At 74.6% G+C, this 26,096-nt stretch carries 23 protein-coding genes; 9 read left to right on the top strand and 14 right to left on the bottom strand.

Features of this window, described 5'->3' with window-relative positions; genetic code table 11:
• Positions 1-33 precede the first annotated feature (33 nt).
• Positions 34-1,860, bottom strand: coding sequence for an RDD family protein (locus ABZY20_RS31105; protein WP_356445824.1), 1,827 nt, complete (start codon positions 1,858-1,860; stop codon positions 34-36).
• 274 nt (positions 1,861-2,134) lie between these two features.
• On the opposite strand from ABZY20_RS31105, the gene ABZY20_RS31100 reads away from it, so the two are divergent.
• Positions 2,135-2,545, top strand: coding sequence for an SsgA family sporulation/cell division regulator (locus ABZY20_RS31100; RefSeq protein WP_356445822.1), 411 nt, complete (start codon positions 2,135-2,137; stop codon positions 2,543-2,545).
• Positions 2,546-2,556: 11 nt separating this feature from the next.
• On the opposite strand, the gene ABZY20_RS31095 is transcribed toward ABZY20_RS31100, so the two are convergent.
• A complete protein-coding gene (locus ABZY20_RS31095) occupies positions 2,557-3,972 on the bottom strand; it encodes an FAD-linked oxidase C-terminal domain-containing protein (protein ID WP_356445820.1) in 1,416 nt (471 codons plus the stop codon).
• A gap of 92 nt (positions 3,973-4,064) precedes the next feature.
• Between ABZY20_RS31095 and ABZY20_RS31090 the strand changes: the two genes are divergently transcribed.
• On the top strand, positions 4,065-5,495 hold the full coding sequence (locus ABZY20_RS31090; protein ID WP_356445818.1) for a tetratricopeptide repeat protein: 1,431 nt from the start codon (positions 4,065-4,067) through the stop codon (positions 5,493-5,495).
• A gap of 51 nt (positions 5,496-5,546) precedes the next feature.
• Here ABZY20_RS31090 and hppD read toward each other — a convergent pair whose 3' ends face one another.
• Positions 5,547-6,692: a 4-hydroxyphenylpyruvate dioxygenase gene (gene hppD, locus ABZY20_RS31085; RefSeq protein ID WP_356445816.1), complete on the bottom strand. Its 1,146-nt coding sequence runs from the start codon at positions 6,690-6,692 to the stop codon at positions 5,547-5,549.
• Positions 6,693-6,815: 123 nt separating this feature from the next.
• Here hppD and ABZY20_RS31080 point away from each other — a divergent pair, with 123 nt between their 5' ends.
• The 7 genes from ABZY20_RS31080 (at position 6,816) to ABZY20_RS31050 (ending at position 11,795) form a co-directional block, all read left to right on the top strand.
• Entirely contained in the window at positions 6,816-7,286 is a 471-nt protein-coding gene (locus tag ABZY20_RS31080) for an Lrp/AsnC family transcriptional regulator (protein WP_356445814.1), read from the top strand.
• Between the two features lie 17 nt (positions 7,287-7,303).
• Positions 7,304-7,951, top strand: coding sequence for an ABC transporter permease (locus tag ABZY20_RS31075; protein WP_356445812.1), 648 nt, complete (start codon positions 7,304-7,306; stop codon positions 7,949-7,951).
• On the top strand, positions 7,944-9,206 hold the full coding sequence (locus tag ABZY20_RS31070) for a betaine/proline/choline family ABC transporter ATP-binding protein (protein ID WP_356445810.1): 1,263 nt from the start codon (positions 7,944-7,946) through the stop codon (positions 9,204-9,206). The genes ABZY20_RS31075 and ABZY20_RS31070 overlap by 8 nt, the downstream gene beginning before the upstream one ends.
• On the top strand, positions 9,203-10,003 hold the full coding sequence (locus ABZY20_RS31065; RefSeq protein WP_356445808.1) for an ABC transporter permease: 801 nt from the start codon (positions 9,203-9,205) through the stop codon (positions 10,001-10,003). The genes ABZY20_RS31070 and ABZY20_RS31065 overlap by 4 nt, the downstream gene beginning before the upstream one ends.
• A 74-nt stretch (positions 10,004-10,077) precedes the next feature.
• Positions 10,078-10,965 (top strand): glycine betaine ABC transporter substrate-binding protein, encoded by an 888-nt coding sequence (locus ABZY20_RS31060; RefSeq protein ID WP_356445846.1) that lies wholly within the window; start codon positions 10,078-10,080, stop codon positions 10,963-10,965.
• Between the two features lie 76 nt (positions 10,966-11,041).
• Positions 11,042-11,626, top strand: a complete 585-nt coding sequence (locus ABZY20_RS31055) for a helix-turn-helix domain-containing protein (protein WP_356445806.1) — start codon at positions 11,042-11,044, stop codon at positions 11,624-11,626.
• 1 nt (position 11,627) lies between these two features.
• A complete protein-coding gene (locus tag ABZY20_RS31050; protein WP_356445804.1) occupies positions 11,628-11,795 on the top strand; it encodes a hypothetical protein in 168 nt (55 codons plus the stop codon).
• Here the strand turns inward: ABZY20_RS31050 and ABZY20_RS31045 are convergent, their stop codons facing one another.
• From ABZY20_RS31045 to ABZY20_RS30995, 11 genes are all read right to left on the bottom strand, one after another.
• Positions 11,796-12,587 carry a S16 family serine protease gene (locus ABZY20_RS31045; protein ID WP_356445802.1) on the bottom strand — a complete coding sequence of 264 codons (792 nt, stop codon included), beginning with the start codon at positions 12,585-12,587 and terminating at the stop codon, positions 11,796-11,798.
• A 410-nt stretch (positions 12,588-12,997) separates the two neighbouring features.
• Positions 12,998-13,639, bottom strand: coding sequence for a helix-turn-helix domain-containing protein (locus ABZY20_RS31040; protein ID WP_356445800.1), 642 nt, complete (start codon positions 13,637-13,639; stop codon positions 12,998-13,000).
• Positions 13,640-13,942: 303 nt separating this feature from the next.
• The gene (locus ABZY20_RS31035) at positions 13,943-15,742 is read right to left on the bottom strand and encodes a DEAD/DEAH box helicase (RefSeq protein ID WP_356445798.1); all 1,800 of its coding nucleotides are present in this window, start codon (positions 15,740-15,742) and stop codon (positions 13,943-13,945) included.
• 136 nt (positions 15,743-15,878) lie between these two features.
• A complete protein-coding gene (locus ABZY20_RS31030) occupies positions 15,879-16,253 on the bottom strand; it encodes a type II toxin-antitoxin system death-on-curing family toxin (protein ID WP_356445796.1) in 375 nt (124 codons plus the stop codon).
• Positions 16,250-16,450 (bottom strand): hypothetical protein, encoded by a 201-nt coding sequence (locus tag ABZY20_RS31025; protein WP_356445795.1) that lies wholly within the window; start codon positions 16,448-16,450, stop codon positions 16,250-16,252. Before ABZY20_RS31025 ends, ABZY20_RS31030 begins: the two co-directional genes overlap by 4 nt.
• A gap of 208 nt (positions 16,451-16,658) precedes the next feature.
• Positions 16,659-18,149 (bottom strand): MFS transporter, encoded by a 1,491-nt coding sequence (locus tag ABZY20_RS31020; protein ID WP_356445793.1) that lies wholly within the window; start codon positions 18,147-18,149, stop codon positions 16,659-16,661.
• A gap of 91 nt (positions 18,150-18,240) precedes the next feature.
• Positions 18,241-19,407 (bottom strand): SUKH-4 family immunity protein, encoded by a 1,167-nt coding sequence (locus tag ABZY20_RS31015; protein WP_356445791.1) that lies wholly within the window; start codon positions 19,405-19,407, stop codon positions 18,241-18,243.
• Positions 19,408-19,577: 170 nt separating this feature from the next.
• Positions 19,578-20,108: an AAA family ATPase gene (locus ABZY20_RS31010; RefSeq protein WP_356445845.1), complete on the bottom strand. Its 531-nt coding sequence runs from the start codon at positions 20,106-20,108 to the stop codon at positions 19,578-19,580.
• A gap of 7 nt (positions 20,109-20,115) precedes the next feature.
• Positions 20,116-22,425, bottom strand: coding sequence for a molybdopterin cofactor-binding domain-containing protein (locus ABZY20_RS31005; protein WP_356445789.1), 2,310 nt, complete (start codon positions 22,423-22,425; stop codon positions 20,116-20,118).
• Positions 22,422-24,968, bottom strand: coding sequence for a 2Fe-2S iron-sulfur cluster-binding protein (locus ABZY20_RS31000; protein WP_356445787.1), 2,547 nt, complete (start codon positions 24,966-24,968; stop codon positions 22,422-22,424). The genes ABZY20_RS31005 and ABZY20_RS31000 overlap by 4 nt, the downstream gene beginning before the upstream one ends.
• Positions 24,965-25,858, bottom strand: a complete 894-nt coding sequence (locus ABZY20_RS30995) for an FAD binding domain-containing protein (RefSeq protein ID WP_356445785.1) — start codon at positions 25,856-25,858, stop codon at positions 24,965-24,967. Before ABZY20_RS30995 ends, ABZY20_RS31000 begins: the two co-directional genes overlap by 4 nt.
• Between the last annotated feature and the right edge of the window lie 238 nt (positions 25,859-26,096).

Raw genomic sequence — 26,096 nt, 5'->3', positions numbered from 1 at the left:
CCGGTCCGGCGGCGGTGCCGCCGCGATCGCCGCTCAGCCCGCCACGAAGGTGTGCGCGGCCTTGTCGTGCCAGCACTGGCGCCACGGCCGGTCGAAGAGGCACCAGGCGACGCCGACGATCCCGACGACGAGCAGTCCGGGCACGCTGTAGACCAGCCAGCGGCGCAGGGCCGCGCCGAAACCGGGGGCCTCGTGGCCCTCGATGTCCCGTACGTCGAGGCCCATCAGCTTCTTGCCGAGGGTGCGGCCCCACTTGGCGGTGGGCAGCACCTCCGACACGACGCCGACGAGCAGCAGGACGGCCAGCACGATGCCCAGGTACAGGGACGTGGTGCCGTCGAGCAGCCAGACCGTGACCGTCTCGCCCGAGAGCCTGGCCGCCTCGATCTTGTCGTTGACGTGGTCGACGGCCCTGGTGCCGAGCGGGACGGCGGCCGCGGCGGTGACGCCCAGCAGGACGACGGTGTCCACGAGCCGGGCGGCGAGCCGCTTGCCGAGACCGGCGGGCCGGGCCGCGGCCTGGCGCCGGGCGACCGCCTGGAACGGGTCGTCGACCGGGGGCTTCCAGGGGGCGACGGGCTGCTCGTCTCCCCCGGCGAGCCGGTGCACCTGCTGCGCCCAGGACGACTGGCCGCCGCCGGCACCGGCGCTGAGGGGCGTGGCGGCGGAAGCGGCCGGCTGCGGTCCGCCGGGCCCGGCGGACTGCGGAGGGACGGTGGGGTTCGACGCGGGTCCGGGCACGGCCGCCGGAGCGGCCGCGCCGGCCTGGGCGGACGCCTGGGCACCGGCGGCCGCGGCCCCCGCCTGCCCGGCTGCGGCCCGCGCGGCCGCGGCCTTACCGGCGCCGAAGCCGGGCCGGTCCGAGCCGTCGGCGGCACCGGCCGGGCCGCCCTGCGCGCTGAAGGCGGGCCCCGCCGGAGGGCTCACGGGTCCGCTCACGGGTCCGCTCGCGGCGGGCCGGCCGGCGAAGGCGGGACCGGCCGGTGCGGACGCGGTCGCCGAACCGGTGCCCGGGGTCGCGGAGTTCGCCACCGGGGCCGCGGAACCGCCCTGCCCGCCGAAGCCGGAGGCCCCCGTCGAACCGCTGCCGGAACCGCCCGGGCCGGTCGGCGCGCCGGCGGAGCCGCCCGGGCCGCCGCCGGGACCGGACGTGCGCGGCGGCACCGGGCGGAACATCATCGTGCCGTCGTCGGGAGCGTCGGCCGCGGGCGTCTTGCCGCCTTCGGCCTGCCCCGCCGGGCGGCGGAACACGAACGTGCCGTCCGGCGCCGCACCCGCCTCCGGGCCGGACGGCGAGGCCGGGGCCGGGCCGTCGGTGCGGGCGGACGCGCCGGCCGGAGCGCGGTCGGCGTGCGGGACCCTCGGGTCGGCACCGGGCCGGGCCGCGCCCTGGGCGCCCTGGGCGCCCTGGGGTGCGCCCCACGACACGCGGCGGTCCTGGTCGCCGCCGAAGCCGGACTGACGGGAGCGGTCGGCGCCCCAGGCGGACGCCGGTTCGGGACGGCTGCCGTGCTGGGCACCGGCGGCGGCCGGATCCCCCGCCGGGTCCTCGACCGGGTCCTCGTCGAAGAAGTGCGGGCCGGTCTCCTCGACCGAGGCGGCCGAGGCGCCCGGCGGGACGGACGAGGCCGACGGGACCGGCGCGGCGGAGGCGGCCGACGACGGGGCCGCGACGGCGGGCTGCGCCGGCCCCGCCCCGGGCGGTGGCGCGAGCGACTCGCCGTCCTTGGGCGCCGGACGGCTCGTGCCCGGTACCCAGGCGGCACCGTTCCAGTACCGGACATATCCAGGAATGGACGGGTCCGGGTAATACCCTTCGCGGGGCCTGTCGTCACCGGGGGCCGGGGTTGGGGCGCTCATGTCCGTCGTCCCGTATCTGCTCGGGGGCCAAATGGGGGCCTCCACATCTATCAGACGAGCGCACGCCGCACGGCCGCTCCCGCCGGACCCGCCCCTTTCGGGCACTGATGTGCTACGGACCGCGCGGGGCCAGTTCGGCCAGTCCCTGGCGGGACGCGGCGACCGGCCCCGCGCGAAAAATCCCGCGAACACGCGTAATGGCGCCGCCCTCCCCCGCTCTCTTCCCCTGACCGGCCCTCACACGGGCGGCCGGACAGGGGAAGGAAGGACCGCCATGCACACCGTCGTGGAACGCGAACTGGAGTTGATGCTCGTCCTGTCGCCGGAGCACAGGATCCCGGTGCCGGCCCGGCTCGGGTACCTCACCGGCGATCCGTACGCCGTGCACGTCACCTTCCACATCACCTCGGAGCGGCCGGTGCACTGGACGTTCGCCCGGGACCTGCTCGTGGAGGGCGTGTTCCGGCCGTGCGGGCAGGGGGACGTGCGGGTGTGGCCGGCGAAGGCCGAGGGGCGCGGTGTCGTGCTGATGGCGCTGAGCTCACCGGACGGGGACGCGCTGCTGGAGGCCCCGGCGGCGCAGGTGTCGGCGTGGCTGGAGCGCACGCTGCGGGTGGTCCCGCCGGGGACGGAGGGCGAGCGGCTCGGGCTCGACGACGAACTGGCCCAGATGCTCGCCCGGTGAGGGCGGCGGCGTCAGAACAGCTTGCCCGGGTTGAGGAGGTTCAGCGGGTCGAAGGCCTGTTTCACGGCCCGCTGCATCTCCAGGCCGACGGGCCCGATCTCGCGGGCCAGCCACTCCTTCTTCAGCACGCCGACGCCGTGCTCTCCGGTGATGGTGCCGCCGAGTTCCAGGCCGAGGGCCATGATCTCGTCGAAGGACTCGCGGGCGCGCCGGGACTCGTCGGGGTCCGCCGGGTCGAAGCAGACCGTCGGGTGGGTGTTGCCGTCGCCCGCGTGGGCGACGACCCCGATGGTGAGCCGGTACTTCCCGGCGATCCGGTCGACGCCGTCGAGCATCTCGGCGAGCCGGGAGCGCGGCACGCACACGTCGTCGATCATCGTGACGCCCCGGACCGCCTCCAGCGCGGTGAGCGACAGGCGCCGTGCCTGCAGCAGCAGTTCGGACTCGGCCGGGTCGTCGGCGGGGACGACCTGGGTGGCGCCGGCGGCCTCGCACAGCGCGCCGACGGCGGCGAGGTCGGCGGCCGGGGCGGTGGTGTCGAACGCGGCCAGCAGCAGCGCCTCGGTGCTCTCGGGGAGTCCCATCTGCGCCAGGTCGTTGACGGCCTTGACGGTCGTGCGGTCCATGAGTTCGAGGAGTGACGGGACGTGGCCGCCCTCCATGATGCGGCACACCGCGTCGCAGGCGGCCGCGGCGGAGGCGAACTCGGCGGCCAGCACCAGCTGCTGGGGCGGCTTGGGGCGCAGCGCGAGGACGGCCCGTACGACGATGCCGAGGGAGCCCTCGGAGCCGACGAACAGCCGGGTCAGGTCGTAGCCGGCCACGCCCTTGGCGGTGCGGCGGCCGATGGACATCAGCCGTCCGTCGGCGAGCACCACGTCGAGTCCGAGCACGTACTCGGCGGTGACTCCGTACTTCACGCAGCACAGGCCGCCGGAGGCGGTGCCGATGTTGCCGCCGATGGTGCACATCTCCCAGCTGGAGGGGTCCGGCGGGTAGGAGAGGCCGTGTTCGCCGACGGCGCGGGACAGGGTGGCGTTGACGACGCCGGGTTCGACGACGGCGATGCGGTCGACCGGGTTGATCTCCAGGATGCGGTCCATCTTGGTCAGGGACAGCACGATGCAGCCCTCGGAGGCGTTGGCGGCGCCGGACAGGCCGGTGCGGGCGCCCTGCGGGACGACGGGGACGCGCAGGGCGGTGGCGGTGCGCATCACGTGCTGGACCTGTTCGGTCGTCCGGGGCAGTACGACGACGGCCGGGGTGCCGGCCGGGCAGAAGCTCGCCATGTCGTGGGCGTAGGAGGCGGTGACGTCGGGGTCGGTGAGGACCGCCTCGGCGGGGAGGCCGCCGAGCAGCAGGTCGACGAGGGTGCCGGTCGTCGCGGTGTCCTCGGAGCTGGGCGCTTCGATACGGCTCATGATCACAGGGTCGCACCCGGGGCCATCGGTGTGAACCCCGTCGGCGGCGGCCTTCGCCTGCCCGGGTGGGGTCGGGCCGCTGACGCACAGTGAGCGCCATGGAGAACCAGCAGGAAGGCCCCGAGCGGCAGGAGGGCGGCCCGGAGCGCCGCGGGCGCGTGCGGCGGGTGGTGACCGCCGCCGTCGCGGGGTGCGCCGTGCTCGGCGGGGTGTCCGCGCTGCTGCCGTGGGAGTGGCCCGGCGGGGCGTCCGCGCCGTCGCCGGGGGCGCCGGCCCTGGCGGCGGTGGGCGCCGGGGTGCCGGCCGCGCTGCCCGACCTGGCGGAGCTGGTCGCGGAGCGGGAGAGGCGGCTGCGTGCGCACCCGGAGGACGCCGCGTCCTGGGCGGTGCTCGGTGCGGCCTACGTGGAGCAGGGGCGGCGGCTCGCGGACCCGGCGTACTACCCGCGGGCGGAGCGGGCGTTGCGGAGGTCGCTGGCGGTACGGCCCAAGCGGAACACCCCGGCCCTGGCCGGACTCGCCGCGCTGGCCAACGCGCGCCGGGACTTCCCCGGCGCGCGGCGGTGGGGCGAGGCGGCGCTGGCGGCGCAGCCGCGGCGGTGGGCGACGTATCCGCTGCTCATCGAGGCCTGCACCGGGCTCGGCGAGCACCGGGCGGCCGAGCGGATGCTGGAGCGGCTGCGCGAGCTGCGTTCCGGGCCGGCCGTGCTGGCGCGGGCCGCGGCCGTCTACCGGGACAGCGGCCGGCGCGAGGACGCGGCGGCCGCGCTGGCGGACGCGGCGGCGGGCGCGGGGACGCCGGCCGAGCGGGCGGCGTATCTGGAGCGGGCCGGGCAGCTGGCCTTCGAGCGCGGTGACCCGGAGGTCGCGCTGCGGCACTTCGAGGAGGCGGTGCGCCTGGATCCGGACCAGCGGGCCGCGCGGGCCGGGCAGGGCAGGGCGCTGGCGGCGCTGGGCCGGACGGCTGCGGCGGTGCGGGCGTACCGGGCGGCGCTCGACGGGCAGCCGCGTCCCGAGTACGCCCTGGAGCTGGGTGAGTTGTACGAGGCGCTGGGCAGGCCGGAGGCGGCCCGGGAGCAGTACCGCCTGCTGCGTCAGCGGGTGCGCACGGCGGCGGCGGGCGGGGCCGACGAGGAGCTGGTGCTGGGGCGGTTCGAGGCGGACCACGGCGATCCGCGGGCGGCCGTGCGGCGGCTGCGGGCGGAGTGGCGGCGCCAGCCCGGCACGGACGTCGCCGACGCGCTGGGCTGGGCGCTGCACCGGGCCGGCCGGTCCGAGGAGGCGCTGTGGTTCGCGCGGCGGGCGACGGAGGAGGAACGCGGGGGCGCGGTGCGCAGCGCGGCGCACATGTACCACCGGGGCGTGATCGAGCGGGCGCTGGAGCGCTACGGGGCGGCCCGGCGGCATCTCGCGGAGGCGCTGCGCATCAATCCGGAGTTCTCGCCCCTGCACGCGCCCCTGGCGCGGGCGGCGCGGGAGGCGCTGGGCGAGCCGCCGGACGAGGACGTGCCGGAGATGGAAGGGCAGTAGGCCGTGCGGGTGCCCCGTGACACCCGCACGACCCGGCCGGGAACGGCGGGCTCAGAGGTTGCCGCGGCGCTCCTGCTCGCGCTCGATCGCCTCGAAGAGGGCCTTGAAGTTGCCCTTGCCGAAGCCCATGGAGCCGTGGCGTTCGATGATCTCGAAGAAGACCGTCGGGCGGTCCTGGACCGGCTTGGTGAAGATCTGCAGCAGGTAGCCGTCCTCGTCGCGGTCGGCCAGGATCTTCAGCTCGCGCAGGGTGTCGATCGGGACCCGGGTCTCGCCGACCCACTCCCCGAGCGTGTCGTAGTAGGAGTCGGGGGTGTTGAGGAACTCGACGCCGGCCGCGCGCATCGTGCGGACGGTCTGCACGATGTCGTTGGTGTTGAGCGCGATGTGCTGCACGCCCGCGCCGCCGTAGAACTCCAGGTACTCGTCGATCTGGGACTTCTTCTTGGCGATGGCCGGCTCGTTGATCGGGAACTTGACCTTGAGGGTCCCGTCCGCGACGACCTTCGACATCAGCGCGCTGTACTCGGTGGCGATGTCGTCGCCCACGAACTCCTTCATGTTCGTGAAGCCCATGACCTTGTTGTAGAAGCCGACCCACTCGTTCATGCGGCCGAGCTCGACGTTGCCGACGCAGTGGTCGATCGCCTGGAAGGTGCGCTTGGCGGGCGGCTGGACGATCGGCTCGGCCGCGACGTAGCCGGGCAGGTAGGGGCCGTCGTAGCCGGAGCGCTCCACCAGGGTGTGGCGGGTCTCGCCGTAGGTCGCGATGGCGGCCAGCACGACGGTGCCGTGCTCGTCCTTGACCTCGTACGGCTCGGCGACCGCGCGGGCGCCGTGCTCCAGGGCGTAGGCGTACGCGGCGCGCGCGTCGGGCACCTCGATGGCGAGGTCGACGACGCCGTCGCCGTGCTCGGCCACGTGCCGGGCGAGGAAGTGGCCCCAGTCGGTGGTGGGCTTGACGACCGAGGTGAGGACGAACCGGGCGGAGCCGTTCTCCAGTACGTAGCTCGCGGTCTCGCGGCTGCCGTTCTCCGGTCCGGAGTAGGCGACCAGCCGCATGCCGAAGGCGGTGGAGTAGTAGTGCGCCGCCTGCTTGGCGTTGCCCACGGCGAAGACGACCGCGTCCATTCCCTTGACCGGGAAGGGGTCGGCCTGCCGTGCGGTGTCGGGAGTGTGGTGTGTGGTCTGCGTCATAGCCGCAGGGTCTCCCCGCTCGGCAAGGTGCGCAATAGTTTGTGTTTCCGCTGGGCAATCCGTTCAGCGATACGGCCGTATCACCGGTCTTTCTGTACAGGATGACCACCTCGGGAGGCTGCCGTGGCGATCGATCAGCTGGACGGCCGGATCATCCTGCTGCTGGCACGCGAGCCGCGCATCGGGGTGCTGGAGATGTCACGGCGGCTGGGTGTGGCCCGGGGCACCGCGCAGGCCCGGCTGGACCGGCTTCAGTCGAACGGAGTCATCCGCGGATTCGGTCCCCAGGTGGACCCGGCCGCGCTCGGCTACCCGGTCACGGCGTTCGCCACGCTGCAGATCCGGCAGGGGCAAGGAACCGACGTACGGGCTCACTTGGCGTCCGTGCCGGAGGTGCTGGAGCTGCACACCACCACCGGCAGCGGGGACATGCTGTGCCGGCTGGTGGCCCGCTCGAACGCCGATCTCCAGCGTGTGATCGACCTGGTCGTCGGTTTTGATGGCATCGTCCGGGCCTCCACGGCGATCGTCATGGAGAACCCCGTTCCGCTGCGGATCATCCCGCTCGTGGAGCAGGCCGCGGAGGAGACCTGACGTAGGGGTGAGCGCGTGTGAACTTCTGGGAGTACCTGGTCAACCGGCACCAGCAGCTGCTCACGGACGCCTACCAGCACGCCAGCGCCGTCTTCCAGTGCATGGTGGTGGCCACCGTCCTCGGGGTGCTGCTCGGCGTCGCCACGTACCGCAGCGAGTGGGCCGGGAACCTCGCGACCACCACGACCGCCACCGTCCTGACCGTGCCGGCGCTCGCCCTGATCGGCCTGCTCGTCCCGATCGTGGGTCTGGGCGTGCCCCCCACGGTCATCGCGCTGACCCTGTACGGGCTGCTGCCGGTCGTGCGCAACGCGATCGTGGGCCTGCGCGGGGTCGACCCGTCGCTGGTGGACGCGGCCGACGGCATCGGGATGTCCCGCCCGGCCCGGCTGCTGCGGGTCGAGCTGCCGCTGGCCTGGCCGCCGATCCTGACCGGCATCCGGGTGGCGACCCAGATGCTGATGGGCATCGCCGCCATCGCCGCCTACGCCTCGGGGCCCGGCCTCGGCAACGTCATCTTCCGCGGCCTGGCCTCGCTGGGCAGCGCCAACGCGCTCAACCAGGTCCTCGCGGGCACGCTCGGGATCATCATCCTCGCGCTGCTGTTCGACGCCGCGTACGTGCTGATCGGGCGGCTGACCATTCCGAGGGGGATCCGTGCCTGAGACCGGCGACCACCACGGTGCCTCGATCGAGCTGGAGAACCTGAGCAAGCGGTTCCCGGGCAGTGCGCGGCCGGCCGTGGACAACGTGAGCATGGAGATCAAGGCGGGCGAGGTCGTCGTCCTGGTCGGCCCGTCGGGCTGCGGCAAGTCGACCACGCTGCGGATGATCAACCGGCTGATCGAGCCGACGGGCGGCCGCATCCGCATGGGCGGCGAGGACGTCACCGACATGGACCCGGTCAAGCTGCGCCGGAAGGTCGGCTACGCGATCCAGTCGGCCGGGCTGTTCCCGCACATGACGGTCGCCCAGAACATCGGCCTCGTGCCGGGGATGATCGGCTGGCCCAAGGCCCGGATCAAGGAGCGGACCGAGGAGCTGCTCGACCTCGTCGGACTGGACCCCGGCGAGTTCCGCGGCCGCTATCCGCGTCAGCTCTCCGGCGGGCAGCAGCAGCGCGTGGGCGTGGCCCGGGCGCTGGCGGCCGATCCCCCGGTGCTGCTGATGGACGAGCCGTTCGGCGCGGTCGACCCGATCACCCGCGACCACCTCCAGGACGAGCTGATCCGGCTCCAGCACGAGCTGCACAAGACCATCGTCTTCGTCACGCACGACTTCGACGAGGCGATCAAGATCGGCGACCGTATCGCGGTGCTGCGCGAGCGCTCGCACATCGCCCAGTTCGACACGCCCGAGGCGATCCTGACCAACCCGGCGGACGACTTCGTCTCCGGGTTCGTGGGCGCCGGGGCGGCGCTGAAGCGGCTGAACCTGACCCGGGTGCGGGACGTGGAGATCACCGACTATCCGACGGTCACGGTCGACGACCCGCTGCAGCAGATCCTCAACCGGCTGCGGGCCGGCGGCACCAACGAGGTCCTGCTGCTCGACCGGCGCGGCCGCCCCTACAAGTGGCTGCGGCGCGGCGACCTGATGCGGGCGCGCGGGTCGCTGGCCCGGGCGGGGACCCTGGTGCACGACACGGTCACCCGGGACGCGACGCTGCGGGACGCGCTGGAGGCGGTGCTCACCGACAACGCGGGGCGCGTCGCGGTGACCGGGCGGCGCGGCGAGTACACGGGCGTCGTCGACGTCGAGACGCTGATGAACTCCGTGCACGAACTGCTGGAGGCCGACCGGCTCGACGCGATGGAGCACCAGCACGAACTGGAGTCGCTGCGCGCCTCGCAGACCCAGGCGGAGCAGGAGGGCGGGGCCGGGGGCGTGACGGGCGCGGGTCTGGGAGGGGAGCGGTGACGGCCACGGAACTCGACGAGAGCGCCGAGCCCGCCGCGCGGGCGCCCGGGCCGCGGCGCCCGCCCACCCGCGTCACCTGGCAGAAGCTGACGGTGCTGCCCCTGTCCCTGGTGGCGGTGCTGCTCGCCACCTGGCTGTGGTTCCTGCAGGCCGACCTGGACGCGCTCACCCGCAACGCCCTGGTCGGGGGCCAGGTCTCCAAGGCCCTGTGGCAGCACATCCAGCTGACCGTGATCTCCACGTTCTTCGTGCTGGTCATCGCGATCCCGCTGGGCATCCTGCTGACCCGGGCGTCGTTCCGCCGGGCCACCCCGGTGGCGATGGCGTTCGCCAACATGGGCCAGGCGACCCCCGCGATCGGCCTGCTGGCCCTGCTGGTGATCTGGCTGGGCATCGGCCGCCGGGCCGCCCTGATCGGCATGATCCTCTACGCCATCCTGCCGGTGCTGTCCAACACGATCACCGGCCTGAAGGCGAACGACCCGACCCTGCTGGAGGCGGCCCGCGGCATCGGCATGTCGCCGACGGGGGTGCTGGCCCGGGTCGAACTCCCGCTGGCCGTACCGCTGATCCTGGCGGGCGTGCGGACGGCCCTGGTGCTCAACGTCGGCACGGCGACCCTGGCGGTCTTCGGCGGGGGCGGCGGCCTCGGCGTGCTGATCACCACCGGCATCACCAACCAGCGGATGCCGGTGCTGGTGCTGGGCTCGGTCCTCACGGTGGTGCTGGCGCTGCTGGTGGACTGGCTGGCGTCGCTCGCGGAACTGCTGCTGCGGCCCCGGGGACTGCAGCCGTGAGGGCCCGGGCGGGCCTGGCCGCGGCGGGGCTGCTGCTGACGGCCGCCGGGTGCGGACTGACCAGCGGCTCCCCCATGGCCGACGACGTGCGGCCCGGGTCGATCGGGCGGGGCGAGCCGCTGGAGGGCGCGTCGCTGACGGTGACGTCGAAGTCGTTCACCGAGGGCCTCATCCTCGGCGCCGTCATGGGCATCGCCCTGGAGGCGGCCGGGGCGGAGGTGCTCGACCGGACGGGCATCCAGGGTTCCATCGGCAGCCGCGAGGCGGTGCGCAAGGGCGACGCGGACGGCGGGTACGAGTACACGGGCACGGCCTGGATCACGTACCTCGGGCACAGCGAGCCGATCACCGATCCGCGGGAGCAGTGGGAGGCGGTGCGCAAGGAGGACGCGGCGAACGGCCTGGCGTGGCTGCCGCCGTCGCGGCTCGACAACACCTACGCGCTGGCGATGAACCAGCGCAACGCGAGGAAGTACGGCACGAAGACCATGTCGGACGTGGCGAAGCTGGCGAAGTCCGACCCGGACGCGGTGAAGCTGTGCGTGGAGGTGGAGTTCGCCAACCGGGCCGACGGACTGCCGGGCATGCAGAAGGCGTACGGCATGAGCCTGCCGGCGCGGAACATCACGCAGATGGACACCGGGATCATCTACACGCAGACGGCGAAGGGGAGTTGCCCGTACGGCGAGGTGTTCACCACGGACGGGCGCATCAAGTCGATGAACCTGGTGGTGATGGACGACGACCGGAAGTTCTTCCCCAACTACAACGCCGCGCCCATGATCAACGCGAAGACGCTGAAGGAGTGGCCGGCGATCGCGGACGTGCTGAACCCGGTGACGGCGCGGCTGGACAACGCGGTGGCGCAGGACCTGAACGCCAGGGTGGACGTGGACGGGGAGGATCCGCACCAGGTGGCGCTGGACTGGATGGTGGAGGAGGGGTTCGTCAGGGAGGGGTAGGGAGGGAGCAGGGAGGGGCGGGAAGAGTTGCAAAGAAAGCCTTGCAAGGATTCCTTTGCAAGGATAGCTCTGCATCGTGACCGAATCCCCGGAACCCCACGTACGGCAACTCGACGCCCGGTCCCTGCGCGGACTCGCGCACCCCTTGCGCATCCGGCTGCTGGACGCCCTGCGCTTCGGCGGCCCCGCCACCGCCTCCCAACTGGCGGCGAAGCTGGGCGAGTCCAGCGGTGCCACCAGCTACCACCTGCGTCAGCTCGCCGAGTACGGCTTCGTCGAGGACGCCCCCGACCGGGGCAAGGGACGCGAGCGGTGGTGGAAGGCGGCCCAGCGCGGCCTGCGCTTCGACGACGCCCTGCTCACCGACCCGGACCCGGCCGTGCGCGGGGCGGCGGACCTGTATCTGCACGAGGTCGCCACCACGCAGACCCGGGACGTGTCGACCTGGCTGGGGAACCGCGGCACCTGGCCCGAGGAGTGGAGCCGCGTCTGGGACATGAGCAGCTGGACGCTGCGCCTGACGCCCGAACAGACCCGGGAACTCGTCGGGAAGATGCACGAGCTGCTCGACACCTACCGCGACCGCGCGAGCGACGAGGACCTCCCCGGCGCCGAGCAGGTCCGCATCCACACCCACGCCTTCCCGATCAGGACGGACTGAGATGCACCCCGACATCCACCTCGCCCTGCACCACGCCCGCGCCGCGGAACTGCGCGCCGAGGCCGCGCCCCGCCCGGCACCCCGTCCCGGGCTGCGGACGCGCCTGGGCTGGACCCTCGTCGAGGTCGGCCTGAGGCTGGCCACCCGGCCGCGGGCGCTGCCGGTCTAGCTAGCAGCTCGGCACGGACCCCTTGCCCGTCTCCAGGGCGGTCAGGGAGTCGACGGTGCCCTTCAGCGTCGTGACCGGGATCAGCCGCAGTCCCTCCGGCAGCTCGGCGCGCGCGTCCCCGCACTCCGCCTTCGGCACCAGGAACACCGTGGCGCCGTCCCGCCTCGCGGCCTGCGTCTTGAGGGAGACGCCGCCGACGGCACCGACCTTGCCGTCCGCGTCGATCGTGCCCGTGCCCGCGATGACCCGGCCGCCGGTGAGGTCGCCGCCGGTGCCGTCGCCGTCGAGCTTGTCGACGATCCCCAGGGAGAAGAGGAGCCCCGCGCTCGGCCCGCCCACGTCGGCGAGCCTCAGATCGACCTCGACGTCCCGGGCGTCGAGTCCGAGGTAGTCCAGCGCGGCCTGCGCGGCCGCGTTCTGCGACTCCTTCATCTGCTTCTCGTTGTGCCGCTCGATCTCCTTGACGGTGTCCCCGCTCGGGTAGAGGGCGTCGCGCGGCATGACCGCCTCGTCAGTGCGGAACCAGCTGTCGACCACGTCCGGCAGTGAGACACGGGTGTCCGGCGAGGTCGCCATGATGGTCGTCATCCGCAGCTCGCCCCGGGTGTCGCGGGTCGGCGCCCCCGAAATGGTGATCACCGGCGTGCCCTTGTGCGCGCCGAGCACGTTCGCCGTCTCGCCCGGCTGCGCCACCGAGAACGGCAGCGGCGCGAAGACGGCCGTGGCGAGCAGGGCCACGACGGGCAGGGCACAGACGGCGAGGGCCTGGGGACGCGTGAGGCGAGAGAACACGGGGTCAATCTAACGCGGGGCCGCGTTGGCGCCGGGGCCAGGGCGTCTGGGGGCGGGGGCGGGGGCGTCCTGGGCCGGGGGCCCGGAGCCAGGGCGCCCAGGGCGACGGCGTCCGGAGGCGGGGCGTCCGAGGCGAGGTGTCCGAGGCGAGGTGTCCGAGGCGAGGGCGTCCGAGGCGAGGTGTCCGAGGCGAGGTGTCCGAGGCGAGGGCGTCCGAGGCGAGGTGTCCGAGGCGAGGGCGTCCGAGGCGAGGTGTCCGAGGCGAGGGCGTCCGAGGCGAGGGCGTCCGGAGCCGGGGCGTCCAAGGCGACGGCGATCAAGGCCACGGCGACCGGAGCCAAGGCGTCCAGCGCGACGGGCGTCCAGGGCCACGGCGTCCAGGGCCAGGGCGTCCAGGGCCAGGGCGGGATTCAGCTCAGCGCGTCCGCGACCTCGCGGGCCGCCTCCACCACCCTCGGCCCCACCCGCTCCGGCACCACGTCCGCCAGCATCACCACGCCCACGCTGCCCTCGACGCCGGTCACCCCCAGCAGGGGCGCCGCCGCCCCGCACGCGCCGGCCTCCAGCTCCCCGTGGGTGAGCGTGTAGCCGGGGTCGCCCACCGGGTGCTGCCGCGCCGCGAGGATCGCCTTGCCGGCCGCTCCCCGGTCCAGGGGATGGCGGAAGCCCGCCCGGTAGGCGACGTGGTAGTCCGTCCACGTCGGCTCCACCACGGCCACGGCGAGCGCGTCGGCCCCGTCGACCAGGGTCAGGTGCGCCGTCGCCCCGATGTCCTCGGCCAGCGACCGCAGCGCCGGCATCGCCGCTTCCCGTACGAGCGGGTGGACCTGCCGCCCCAGACGCAGCACCCCGAGCCCCACGCGGGCCCGTCCGCCCAGGTCACGGCGTATGAGGGCGTGTTGTTCCAGGGTGGCCAGCAAACGGTAGACGACGGTCCGGTTCACGCCGAGCCTGAGGGAGAGCTCGGTCACGGTCAGCCCGTGGTCGGTGTCGGCGAGCAGCTTGAGGACACGTAGTCCCCGGTCGAGCGTCTGGGAGGTCTCCGCGGTCACGACGCCCACTCCTTAGTGGTGAGGTCGGCGGCCCCCTGGTCGGCGGATGCGTCACCGAGTCCCGTCGGCGACGCGCTTCAGAGGCCGCCGATCGGCCGGCGGCCCGGCCTGTCCGGGCCGCGTCGCTTCACGGCTGCGCTCCGCGGCGGCGCTGCCACGGGGCGTGTGCGTAGCGGGACAGTAGCGAAGCCGGTTCGCTGAGCGGAAGGCTCCGTCCAGAATCCGGGCACGGTCCGGGGCGTAGTGCTGCCGTTTGGGACGGTATGCGCGCCCCCCAGGTTGTGGATCGCGGCTTGGGACCTGTCACTTCATGCGGGTGGCCCATTCCTGGACCTTTGCGATGCGCTGCCGCAGCTGCCCCGCCGTCGCCTCGGCCGCCGGAGGTCCCCCGCACACGCGCCGCAGCTCGGTGTGGATGACGCCGTGCGGCTTGCCGCTCTGGTGGACGTACGCGCCGACCATCGTGTTGAGCTGCCGCCGCAGCTCCATCATCTCCTTGTGGGAGACCACCGGCCGCCGCTCGGCGGGCAGTTCGAGCAGGTCGGCCTCCTCGTCCGGCTTCTTGCGGCTGTGCGCGATCTGCCGGGCCTGCCGCTTCTGCAGCAGCAGCTGGACCTGGTCGGGCTCCAGCAGCCCCGGGATGCCGAGGTAGTCCTGCTCCTCCTCACTCCCGGGGTGGGCCTGCATGCCGAACTCGGCGCCGTTGTACATCACCCGGTCGAAGACGGCGTCGGACTCCAGCGCCTCGAAGGGCAGCATGTCCTGCTCGCCGGTGTCCTCGTCCTGCTCCCGGTTGGCCTCGTCCATCTCCTTCTCGGACTCGGCGTAGGGGTCCTCCTCGCCCTCCTTCTTGGGCTTGTCGAGGACGTGGTCGCGCTCGCGCTCCATCTCGTTGGCGAAGGAGAGCAGGTCCGGCACGGTCGGCAGGAAGACGGAGGCCGTCTCGCCGCGGCGCCGGGACCGTACGAAACGGCCGACGGCCTGCGCGAAGAACAGCGGGGTCGAGATGGTGGTGGCGTACACGCCGACCGCGAGGCGCGGCACGTCGACGCCCTCGGACACCATCCGCACCGCGACCATCCACCGGTCGGTGTTGTGGCTGAACTCGTCGATCCGCTCGGAGGCGCCGGAGTCGTCCGACAGCACGAGGGTCGCCTTGCTGCCGGTGATGTCCCGGATCAGCTTGGCGTAGGCGCGGGCGGAGTCCTGGTCGGAGGCGATGACGAGGGCACCGGCGTCCGGGATGGCCTTCCTGACCTCGGTCAGCCGCTGGTCGGCGGCGCGCAGCACGGCCGGCATCCACTCGCCGCGCGGGTCGAGCGCGGTCCGCCACGCCTGGCTGATGGCGTCCTTGGTCATCGGCTCGCCGAGCCGGGCGGCGACCTCGTCACCGGCCTTGGTGCGCCAGCGCATGTTGCCGCTGTAGGAGAGGAAGATGACCGGCCGGACGACGTTGTCGGCGAGGGCGTTGCCGTAGCCGTAGGTGTAGTCGGCGGCGGAGCGCCGGATCCCGTCGTTGCCCTCCTCGTAGGTGACGAAGGGAATGGGATTGGTGTCGGACCGGAAGGGCGTACCGGTCAGGGCCAGCCGGCGGGTGGCCGGCTCGAACGCCTCCAGGCAGGCCTCGCCCCAGGACTTGCTGTCACCGGCGTGGTGGATCTCGTCGAGGATGACGAGCGTCTTGCGCTGCTCGACGCGGTTGCGGTGCAGCATGGGCCGGACGCCGACACCGGCGTACGTCACGGCGACCCCGTGGTACTCCCGCCCGAGCGGCCCGGCGCTGTACTCCGGGTCGAGCTTGATCCCTATCCGGGCGGCGGCCTCGGCCCACTGCTTCTTCAGGTGCTCGGTCGGCGCCACGACGGTGACCTGCTGCACGACGTGGTGGTGCAGCAGCCACGACGCCAGCGTCAGTGCGAAGGTCGTCTTGCCGGCGCCGGGGGTGGCGACCGCCAGGAAGTCCCGCGGCTGCTCCTGGATGTACTTCTCCATCGCGCCCTGCTGCCAGGCGCGCAGTTTGCTGGCGGTGCCCCAGGGGGCGCGCCCGGGGAACGCCGGGGAGAGGTGGTGCGAGGCGGTGCTGGTGCCGGCGGTGGTAGTCACGGTCTCCGTTGGGGGTCGGGCGGCTCGCTGGAGGAGCCTGACGGCTCGGCTACGTATGACAACCGGGCCACCCTACCGGCGCCTCACACCCGCCCATGCGCGGACCGGGCCCGGGCACCGCCGGGTGGGACCGACGTCACAGCCGCCTCAGCCGCCCCGCGATCCTCGCGACCTCCGTCTCCGCCCCGGAGGCCACGTCGACGACCAGCCCGTACGCCACGTCCTGGTCCACCGCGGTCAGGTCGACGCCGTTGAGGGCGAGGAAGGTGGCGGTGGCGAGCCAGGCGGTGCGCTTGTTCCCGTCGACGAGGGGGTGGTTGGCGGCGAGCGCGTGGAGGAGGGCGGCGGCCTGCTCGTGGAGGTCCTCGTAGGCGGCCGTGCCGAACATCCGGGCGCGGGGCCGGTGCACGGCGGAGGCGAGCAGGCCGGGCGCGCGGGCCTCGGGTGGCCGCCCGCCGAACGCGACCTCGGCCACGGCCGTGACCTCGCGGACGGTGAGGTGCCGGGTCATTCGCCCAGCCTGCGCAGCAGCTCGGCGTGCGCCCGGGCGAGCCCCTCGGCCACGGTGCGCACCCGCGCGCCCTCCGCGCGCAGATGCGCGCGGACGGCGTCCAGCGCCACCTCCTGCGGCGTGCGCCCCTGCGCGTCCGCGAGGTCGTCGAGAGCCTCGTGCAAGGCGGGGTCGAGGGGCACGCTCAGTCCGGTCACCGGCCGAGGGTACGGCGGACGATCACGGCACGGCGACCGGTTTCCCGCCGGTCACGGCACGGCGACCGGTTTCCCGCCGATCACGGCAGGGCGACCGGTTTCCCGGCGATCACGGCACAGTGACCGGTTTCCCGCCGGTCACGGCCGGTGCTGCCCGGACCGAGCCGCCTCAGCCGCGCTCCCTCAGCCTCGTCGACACCGCGCCGCCTCAGCCGCGCTCCCGCAGCCGCGTCGACACCCACGCCCCGGCCAGCGCCACCGCCGCCATCGGCAGGAACACCGCGGCGAAGGCGGCCGGGTGCGAACCCGTGGTGTGGGCGGTGGCGTGGGACACCGTGCCGCCGCCCAGGGCCGCGAAGGCGGCGCCTCCGGCGGAGAGCAGGACGACGTTGGAGAGGCCGTCGGAGATCTGCAGGGCGGCGGAGTTGCTGCCGGCCTCCTTCGGGGCGGAGAGCTTGAGCAGCAGCACGCTCGTGGAGGAGATGACGAGCCCCATGCCGAAGCAGCCGAAGCCCCAGGCGACGGCCACGGTCCACACCGGCACGGAGTCGATCAGCACGCTCGGCGCGGTGGCGACGGCAGCCGCCACCAGCAGCATCCCGGCGGTCGTCAGCCGCTCCCGGTACGGCTCCACGCGCGAGCGCGACTGCACCCACGAGCCCAGCGCCCACGTCCCGCCGCCAGCGGCGAGCGAGAACCCGGCCAGGGTCGGACTGAGTCCGCGCTGGGTGACGAGCATCAGCGGCACGAAGGACTCGGCGGCGATGAACGACCCGGCGGCCACACCGCGCAGCAGCACGACGGAGGGCAGCCCGCGGGCCGCCCGGTACGTGCCGCGCGGGAGCAGCCCGAGCACGGCCGGCACCAGCAGGGCGACGCCCGCCGCGCCGGGCAGCAGGGACAGCGGGCGCAGGTCCTGGGCGGCGTACTGGAGCAGCCCGGCGCCGAGGGAGATGGCGAGGGCGAGACGGATGCGGCGGCGGTCGAAGGAGGCCCTGGTGCCGGAGGAATCCGGCTCACCCGGCTCCCCCACCGGCCCGGACGCCCGGCGCCGTATCTGCGGCAGGGCGAAGGCGAGCGGCAGCAGGACGAGGACGGGGATCCCCAGGAAGACCCACCGCCAGCCGAGCTGCTCGGTCACCGTGCCGGCGGCGAGGGGGCCGACGATCGACGGCACGATCCAGGCCGCGGCGAACGCCGCCATGATGGCGGGCCGCAGCCGCTCCGGATAGGCCCGCCCGACGACGACGTACAGGGCGACGATCACCAGCCCGCCGCCGAGCCCCTGCACGGCCCGCCCCAGGATGAACACCCACATCGCCCCCGCGGTCCCGGACAGCAGCAGCCCGGCCCCGAAGGACGCGATGCCGGTCGTCAGCGGCCCGAGCGGTCCGCGCAGGTCCGACCACTGCCCGGCGAGCACCATCCCGAACAGGCTGGTCGTGAAGTACCCGGAGAACGCGAACGCGTACAGCGGGATCCCGTCCAGCTCCCGCGCGGCCACGGGCATCGCCGTACCGACGGCCGTCGCCTCGAAGGCGATGAGCAGCACCACGGAGACGATCCCGATGCTCAGGGCCCGATGGCTGCGCCCCAGCACACTCTCGCCGCCGCCCCGGGCGGCCGGGGGCGGCCCGACGGCATCGGCGTCGGCGACGGCATCAACGACATCCGCGTCACGCGGCTGGGAATCGGGCATGACGGCCAGCGTAAGGCCCGCAGCACCCTTTTACCCCTGTCCGGGGACGGTCCGGGACCGAGACCTTGGTCCTACTCCCCCGTGGCGGAGGTCAGAGCACCCCGCCCGCCCCGTCCTGGAACGCGTCCGTCCAGTAGTGGCGGGCCGGGTGGCCCGTCGTCACGCCCGTGGGGTCGACCGTCGACAGGACCTGGAGCATCGTCATGGCCAGCTGGTCGTACGCGTCGGTCGTCAGCTCGTGGGACGAGCCGGCGTCGATGGCCCGCTCCCGGTGCAGGAGCCAGAGGGTGAAGGCGAGGGTGGAGACGTCCGTGTTGAGGGGGTACAGCGTCGCCTCGGGCTCGCTCCAGTTCAGGACCGCGCCCGTGGCGCCGTCGACGACCAGGCTGTGGTCCTCGGCCAGGTGGCCGAGGCGCAGCAGGCGGCCGGCGTGCGGGGGCAGTGCGGCCGGGGTGCCGGCGTCCGCGTAGTACTCGGCCAGGGTCGGCGGGGGGCCGTCCGTGTCCAGGGAGAAGACGAACGCCTCCTCCGGCAGGCCCACCTGGCACAGGAAGCGGCGGGTCGGCTCGTGCGTGAGGGCCGAGGGGAAGTCGACGTCCTCGAAGCGGGCCACCTTGCCGGGGCCGAACTCCTGGTCCAGCAGGCGGTGCGGGAGGTCCAGGGAGAGGCCGGAGGCGCCGCCGCGGCCCGCGACCAGGGACAGGGGGCGGATGAGCGCCGCCATCTTCCAGAACGGGGCCGGCTCGCCGTCCGCGCCGTCGCGGAAGACCGCCAGCAGGTGCTGGGAGGCCTCCGCCACCGCCTTGAGGCCGTGGCGGCCCGCGTAGGAGGCGAACTGGCCGCGCAGACCCGCCAGTTCGTCCGTCGCCTCGGCGAAGCGCACCAGCGTCCGCAGCGAGGGGGCCAGGGGGCGGCGGCCCATCAGGTCGGGGCGGTCGTGCAGGAAGTACGTCGTGGAGATCTCGCCCGTCGCGCCGTCCAGCAGGACCGACTCGGTCGGCAGGCCGCCGGGGCCCAGCAGCCCCCCGATCACCAACTGCTCGCGCAGCTCCGCCGCGAGCCGGTCCTCCGCGCCGCCCGTCGAGTCGGCGACCGTGCGCAGGCCCTCACGGCGCAGCTCCGCGAAGCTCAGCACGCCGTTGTCCCCGGGCAGTCCGGGGCCGGTCAGCCAGTGCCGCGTCGAGGCGTGCGTCACCCACGGGTCCAGCTCGGCCTCGGTCAGGGTGATCGTCACCGGACCGGCGTCGGTCGTACTCATGGGCTCCCCCGCATGTGATCGCTCACCATCCCCTGGTGGCGCACGGCGCACCGCCCGCCCGGGCCCGGCAGCCGTCCCCCACTGCCCAGAACACTACGCCCGGCCACTGACAACGCCCCGGAGCGGCGACACGCGTCCGGTGACGGCGGTGCGTCCACCTCACAGGACGCTCAGACGACCCTCGCGCGTTCCCTTTCCGCCAGAATCGCCTCGACCGTCTCCGGCACCGTCAGTTCCGAGGTGTCCAGCCACAGTCCGATGCGCGGGGTCCGGGTGCGCAGCGCCTCGTCCAGCAGGCCGACGGACCAGCCGGCGCCGTACCCCGTCTTGGGGCGTTCCGCCTCCCGCGCGGCCACCGCGTCGGGGCGGGGGGCGAGGACGATCACGTACAGCGGGCGGGTGCGCACCCGGGCCGGGTAGGCACTCAGTTCCTCGCCCAGCACCACGTCCTGGACGATCGCCGTGAACCCCGCCTCCGCACAGGCGTCCGCCGTCGCCGCCGACAGGCGGTACCGCAGCCGGAGTTGCGCCGCGGCCCCGGGCCCGCCGCCGGGGACGTGCTCCTCGCGGCCGGAGACGATCATCCGGCGGAAGACGTCGCCGCGCACGTGCGCGGACCGCGGCAGCCTGTCCGCCAGGGCCTGCGCCACCGTGGACTTGCCGGCCGCCATGATCCCGGTGACCAGGACCACCCCGTGCAGCACGGGGTCAGGACCGTTCCGTGACCACCGCCGCCTGCGGGCGGATCGGCAGCCGGTTCACGGGGCGGCCCGTCGCGGCCCGGACGGCGGACGCGATGGCCGCCGGGGACGTCACCACCGGCACCGCGCTGACCGCCTTCGCGCCGAAGGGCGCGACCACGTCCCGCTCCTCGACCAGCCGGACGATGCGGATGTCGGGCGCGTCGAGGGCGGTCGGGAGGGCGTAGCCGGTCAGGTCGGGGTGCCGGATCAGGCCGCGGGGCGTACGGAGGTTCTCCGTGAGAGCGATGCCGACGCCCTGGGTCACGCCCGCCTCGATACGGGCCGCCAACTGCGCCGGGTTCAGGACCCGGCCCACGTCCTGGGCCACGGCCAGTTCCACGACCCGCACGGAGCCGATCTCGATGTCGACGTCCACCACCGCGCGGATCGCGGCGAAGGCCATGCCCACGAAGGCGTCGCCCTGGCCGGCCTCGTTCAGCGGCTCGGTCGGGTGCGGACGGCACTGGGCGGTGGCCCACAGCTCCTTGCCGTCCAGCGCCTCGGTGACGGTCGTGGACAGGACGCCGTCGTACGACGTGATCTTGCCGTCGGTGATCTGGAGCAGCTCGGTGGACATGCCGAACTTGTGGGCGAGGGGCTGCAGGAGCTGCGTGCGGACCATCTTGGCCGCGCGCTCCACCGCACCGCCCGACACCCAGGTGTGCCGGCCGCGGCAGCCCGCGCCCGCGGGGGGCTGGTCGGTGTCGACGGGCGCCACGTGCACCTCGTCGACGCCGAGGGTCTCCTGGACGATCTGCCGGGCCAGGGTGGTGAAGCCCTGGCCGGTCTCGACGGCCGCGCACAGCACGGTCGCCACGCCGTCGTGGACCTTCACGGTCGCGGTGGAGACCTCGTCGGCCCCCTCCGCGCCGAGCATGTGCACCATGCCCACGCCGTAGCCCACGCCCCGGCGCACCGCGCCCGGTTCGCCCGCGCCCTCGGGGCCGCCGGGCAGCAGCCACTCCTCCTCGGGGGTGTCCTTGGGCAGCGGCGGCAGCGGGAAGTCCCGGACGGCCTGCAGGAGTTCGGCGACGGGGGCCGGGCAGGTCACGGTCTGGCCGGTCGGCAGGACGTCGCCGGTGGCCAGGGCGTTGCGCAGCCGCACCTCGGCCGGGTCGAGGCCGAGCTTCTTGGCGATCTTGTCCATCTGCGCCTCGTAGGCGGCGCAGACCTGCATGGCGCCCTCGCCGCGCACATGGCCGGACGGGGGGTTGTTGGTGCGGACGGCCCAGCCCTCGATGAAGGCGTTCGGGACGACGTAGGGGCCGCAGGCGAACGCGACGGCGGCGGCCAGGGCGTCGGCGGAGGTGTCGGCGTAGGCGCCCGCGTCGAGCAGGATCTGCGCCTCGACCTTGACGAGTCTGCCCTCGCCGTCGGCGTGGTGGCGGTAGCGCAGCAGGGTGGGGTGCCGGTGGGTGTGGCCGAGGAAGGACTCCTCGCGCGTGGCGGTGAGCTTCACCGGGCAGCCGGTGCGCAGCGCCAGCAGGCCGAGCGGGAGCTGGAAGCCCTGGTCCTCGCGGTCGGCGGTGGCGCCGGGGACGCCGGTGACGACGATCTTGACGCGTTCGGGTTCCAGGCCGAAGGCGGCGGCGGCCGCGTCGCGGTCGGCGTGCGGGTCGGTCGCGGCCAGGTACAGCTCCACGCCGCCGTCCGGGCGCGGTACGGCCAGCCCGGCCTCGGCGCCGATGGGCGCGGGGTCCTGGCGGCCGATGCGGTAGAGGCCCTCGACGACGATCTCGCCGGCCGCCTCCGGGGCGCCGTGGCGCAGCGGGATGTGCCGGATCAGGTTGCCGTCTGGGTGCAGCGGCTCGGCTTCGAAGGCCTGCTCCGGGTCGGTGACCGGGTCGAGCACCTCGTACTCGACGATGACGGCGGCCGCCGCCATGCGCGCGGTGTCGGGGTGGTCGGCGGCGACGGCGGCGATGGGCTCGCCGTGGTGGCGCACGACCTCGGAGGCGAAGACCGGGCGGTCGGCCGTGCCGCGGCCGTGCAGCGGGTTGCCGGGCACGTCCTCGTGGGTGACGACGGCGCGCACGCCGGGCATCTCGCGCGCGTGCGTGGTGTCGATCGACACGATGCGCGCGTGCGGGTGCGGTGAGCGCAGCACGGCCGCCCACAGCAGGCCCTCGGCCCACAGGTCGGCGGCGTACGGGAAGGTGCCCTCCGTCTTGGCACGGGCGTCGGCGGCCGGGAGCGAGGCGCCGAGGCCGTGCGGAAGGGGCTCCGGGGCGGGGGCGGCCTCCGCGGCCTGCGCGGTGGCTGCTTCGTTGCTCACGCCTGGCCTCCGTCCTGGCCGTAGGACTGGTCATGGGGTTCGGAGTGCGGTTCGGTGCCGTGCGGTTCCGGGGGCGCTCCGAAGGCCGACGCGTTCACGCCACCGGAGCCCGGGCCCGCCTGGTGCGGGATGCGGGCCTCGTCGGTGTCGCCCTCGGCGGGTCCGCCGTGTGCCTCGCGCTCGGCCACGACCTCCTTGACGGCGTCCACCACGCCCCGGTAGCCGGAGCAGCGGCACAGGTTGCCGCAGAGCGCCTGGCGGGTCTCCAGCTCGGTGGGGGCGGGGTTGCCCTCCAGCAGGTCGTGCACGGTCATCGCCATGCCGGGGATGCAGAAGCCGCACTGCACGGCGCCGCAGCGGGCGAGCGCCCGCTGCACGTCCGACGGCTGCCCGTCCTCGGCCAGGCCCTCGACGGTGCGCACCTCGCTGCCGGCGGCGGTCACCGCCGGGACCAGGCAGGAGGCGACGAGCCGCCCGTCGACCTGGACGTTGCACGCCCCGCACTCGCCCTGCGAGCAGCCGTCCTTGGCGCCCGCGAGCCCGAGCCGCTCGCGCAGCACGTACAGCAGGGACTCACCGATCCAGGCGTCGGCGACGGGCCGTTCGGCGCCGTTGACGCGCAGGACGAAGGAGGCGAGGGGGTGTTCCTCCTGGGCGGAGGCGAGGGATGCGCCGGGGGCTGTGCCGGCGGCCGGCCCGTCGGGGGCGGCGGCCTCGTCGGGCGGCCCGGCGGACGCCTCGTCCGTCCCGGGGCCGTCCGCGGCGGGTTCGTCCGGGGCGGGTTCGTCCGGGGCGCCGGGCGTCTCGCCGTCGGCGGCGTCCTGCTCGGGCTCCTCCTCCGCGTCCGCCGGGGCCTCATGGGGCTCGGCGGACCGTTCGGCGGGCTGGTCGGCCGGAGGCTCGGCGGCGGGCTGGGCGGAGGCCTCGGCAGGGCCGCCGGGGTCCTGCGCGGCCTCTGTGGCGTCACCGCCGGGCTCACCGGGCCCGGGAGCGGGCTGTGAGGACTGTGAGGACGCCTGACCGCTCTGCGGGGGCAGGGCGGCCTCCGCGGGCGCCGACGACGGGTACGGCTGGGGGGACGCCGCGGGACCGGCGTACTCGGGGTGCTGGCCGTGCTCGGAGTGCTGGCCGTGCTCGGAGTGCTGCCCGTGGTCCGGGTGCTGCGCCTGCTCGGCGTGCTGCCCGTGCTCCGGGGGCTGCCCGTGCTCCGGGGGCTGCCCGTGGTCCGCGTGCTGTCCGTGCTCCGCGTGCTGTCCGTGCTCCGGGTGCTGCGAAAGATGGAGGGCGGAATCGGGGCGTCCGGCCGGGTGTCCGGCGGGCCCGGGCTGCTCCGGCGCGTGACCGGGCGTGCCCGTCGGCTGCGCTCCCGGGCCGGTGAAGCCGGAGGGCGGCGCGCCGTGGCCGTCGAAACCGGGCTGCTGCGGGCCGTGGTCGCCGAAACCGGCCTGCCGGGGGGCGGAGCCTGGCGTGTCCGGCCGCTCCGGCGCGTCGTCGGCGAAGCCGGACGGCGCGTGCTGCCCGTGACCTGCGGGGCGCGCGTGCCGCGCGCCCGCCGCGGAGTCGTCGAAGCCGGGGTGCTCCGGCGCGTGGCCGGGCGTGGACTGCTCGGGCTGCTCGGACTGCTGGGCGGCGTGTCCGGCGTGCCCGGGTGCGCCGGGCGCGTGACCGTCCGTCGGCTGTCCGGGCTCGCCCGGGCCCGTCGCGTACGGCAGGTGCCCGTCGGGGTGATGGGAGGTCCGGTCCGGGGCGTATCCGGTGGCGGGTCCGGCGGCGCCGGGCTGCTCGTGCCCGTGCTCGGCGTGCCCGTAGGGCTGCTCGGGTCCCGGCTGCCCGCCCTGCTCGTGGCCCTGCGGGTACCCGGGCCCGGCCTGCTCCTGCCCGGTCTGCTGCCCCCACGGCTGTCCGGCCGCCTGGGCCGCCCAGGGCGCGGCAGCACCGCCCGGGAGCGTGGCCGGCGGCGTGCCGCCCCACTGCTCGACCAGGGAGGACGTGGTGAACTCGCCCGACTCGTCGGGAAGGTCGCCCCCGGCGACGGGGATGGACCACTGTCCGGTCACGTCATGACCGGGCGCGGTCCGCGCCGCCGAGGCGTCCTCGAAGTCCCACTGCCCGGTGCCGCCCGGGTTGTACGTGAAGCGGTCGTTCCCGCCGTGCTGCCCCTCCGGCGCGCCGGAGCCGTACGGCGTGCCGTAGGGCGCGTCGGGAGTGCCGTACGGCTGCTCCCCGGTGTCGTGGCCCTGCTGCTGGTGCGCGGCGTGCGGGTCGTGCCACTGGGCGCCGTCGGCGGGCGCGCCGGGCACCGGCCACGCGCCCGTGGCCGCCGGGTCGGTGCCGGCGGTGGTGGCGGGGGCGACCGTTATCTGCGGCGGGACGTAGCCGTGGCCGGGCGCGGCGAGCGGGCTGTCGGCGGCCAGCAGGGCGTCGACGCCCCCCTCGGGCAGTTCCACGAAGGCGGTGGCGCCGTCGTCGTACTCGCCCTGGGGCAGCGGGTCCCAGCGGCTGCCGCTCCGGGGCGTGCCCTCTCCGTGCTGGTCGTCGGTCACGACAGCGCCCTCCCCAGTGCTCGTCGGGCCAGCGCGGCGACGGTGCGCCGCAGGTGCAGTACGGCGGGCGGGAGCTGCGGTACGGAGCCGTCCTCACCCGGGGCCGCGTCGGGGATGCAGGCCGCGGCGACGTACTCCCCGAAGGCGCTCAGGGCCTCGGGGACGAGCGCGCGGTTGTTGTCCCAGTCGATGAGGCCGCCGACCCACTGCTCGGCCTCCAGGGGGCGCAGCGGCATCGGCGCTATGGCGCCCACCGCGCAGCGCACACCCCGGCGCGCGGGGTCCAGGACCAGCGCCACGGACGCGACCGCGCGGCCCGGGCCGGTGCGGCCGGTCGCCTTCAGGAAGACCTGCGGGGCGTGCAGCAGCGGCACGCGCACGTAGCCGATGAGCTCGCCGGGGCGCAGCAGGTCCATCCCGGCCAGCAGGTGCGAGACCGGGATCTCCCGGCGGGCTCCGGCGGGGCCCGCGATGATCAGGGTCGCCTCCAGGGCGGCCAGCACCGGCAGCGCGTCGCCGGTGGGGGCGGCGGAGGCGATGTTGCCGCCCAGGGTGCCCGCGTTGCGGATGTGCGGCGGTCCGGCGGCGCGCGCGGCGGCGGCGAGCGCCGGGATCAGGGCCGCGAAGTCGGGGCGGCCCATGCGCGCGTGCGTGAGGCCCGCGCCGAGCAGCGCGTGGCCGTCCTGGTACTGCCAGCCGCGGATCTCGCTGATCCGCCCGAGGCCCACCAGCGCGGCGGGCCTGAGCTGCCCGGAGTTGACGGCGGCCATCAGGTCGGTGCCGCCCGCGACGGGCACGGCGGCCGGCACGGCGGTGAGCGCCGCGACGGCCTCGTCCAGCGTCGTGGGCAGCGTGACGGCCTGCGCCGCCTGCGGTGCGTGCGTGGTCAAACCGGCTGCCCCTTCCCGCTGCCCCACCTGGTCCCACCTGTGCTGCCGTACGGTACGTGCTGACAGGGCGGACGTGGCAACTCTGGCACATCTTGGTGAGGGCCGAGGACACGGGTCCACTAGGAGGCATTCGCCCACCTCATCGGGGAGATGGTCCGTTTTCGCACGGGTTCACCGGTGCGTGGCGATTGGCACTTTCGGTGACCCTTGTGCGCTTTTTCCGTGGCCTGTTCGAGCT

Origin of the sequence: Streptomyces sp. NPDC006624 (assembly GCF_040611555.1) — a bacterium.
GTDB lineage: Bacteria > Actinomycetota > Actinomycetes > Streptomycetales > Streptomycetaceae > Streptomyces.
This window is presented reverse-complemented; position numbering and strand designations above follow the sequence as displayed.

Bases quoted from the DNA above. Each gene is read 5' to 3' on its own strand.
- ABZY20_RS31105 (WP_356445824.1), bottom strand. From the start codon at position 1,860: ATGAGCGCCCCAACCCCGGCCCCCGGTGACGACAGGCCCCGCGAAGGG.
- hppD (WP_356445816.1), bottom strand. From the start codon at position 6,692: ATGACGCAGACCACACACCACACTCCCGACACCGCACGGCAGGCCGAC.
- ABZY20_RS31020 (WP_356445793.1), bottom strand. From the start codon at position 18,149: ATGCCCGATTCCCAGCCGCGTGACGCGGATGTCGTTGATGCCGTCGCC.
- ABZY20_RS31060 (WP_356445846.1), top strand. From the start codon at position 10,078: ATGGCCGACGACGTGCGGCCCGGGTCGATCGGGCGGGGCGAGCCGCTG.
- ABZY20_RS31100 (WP_356445822.1), top strand. From the start codon at position 2,135: ATGCACACCGTCGTGGAACGCGAACTGGAGTTGATGCTCGTCCTGTCG.
- ABZY20_RS31090 (WP_356445818.1), top strand. From the start codon at position 4,065: ATGGAGAACCAGCAGGAAGGCCCCGAGCGGCAGGAGGGCGGCCCGGAG.
- ABZY20_RS31015 (WP_356445791.1), bottom strand. From the start codon at position 19,407: ATGAGTACGACCGACGCCGGTCCGGTGACGATCACCCTGACCGAGGCC.
- ABZY20_RS31050 (WP_356445804.1), top strand. From the start codon at position 11,628: ATGCACCCCGACATCCACCTCGCCCTGCACCACGCCCGCGCCGCGGAA.
- ABZY20_RS31030 (WP_356445796.1), bottom strand. From the start codon at position 16,253: ATGACCCGGCACCTCACCGTCCGCGAGGTCACGGCCGTGGCCGAGGTC.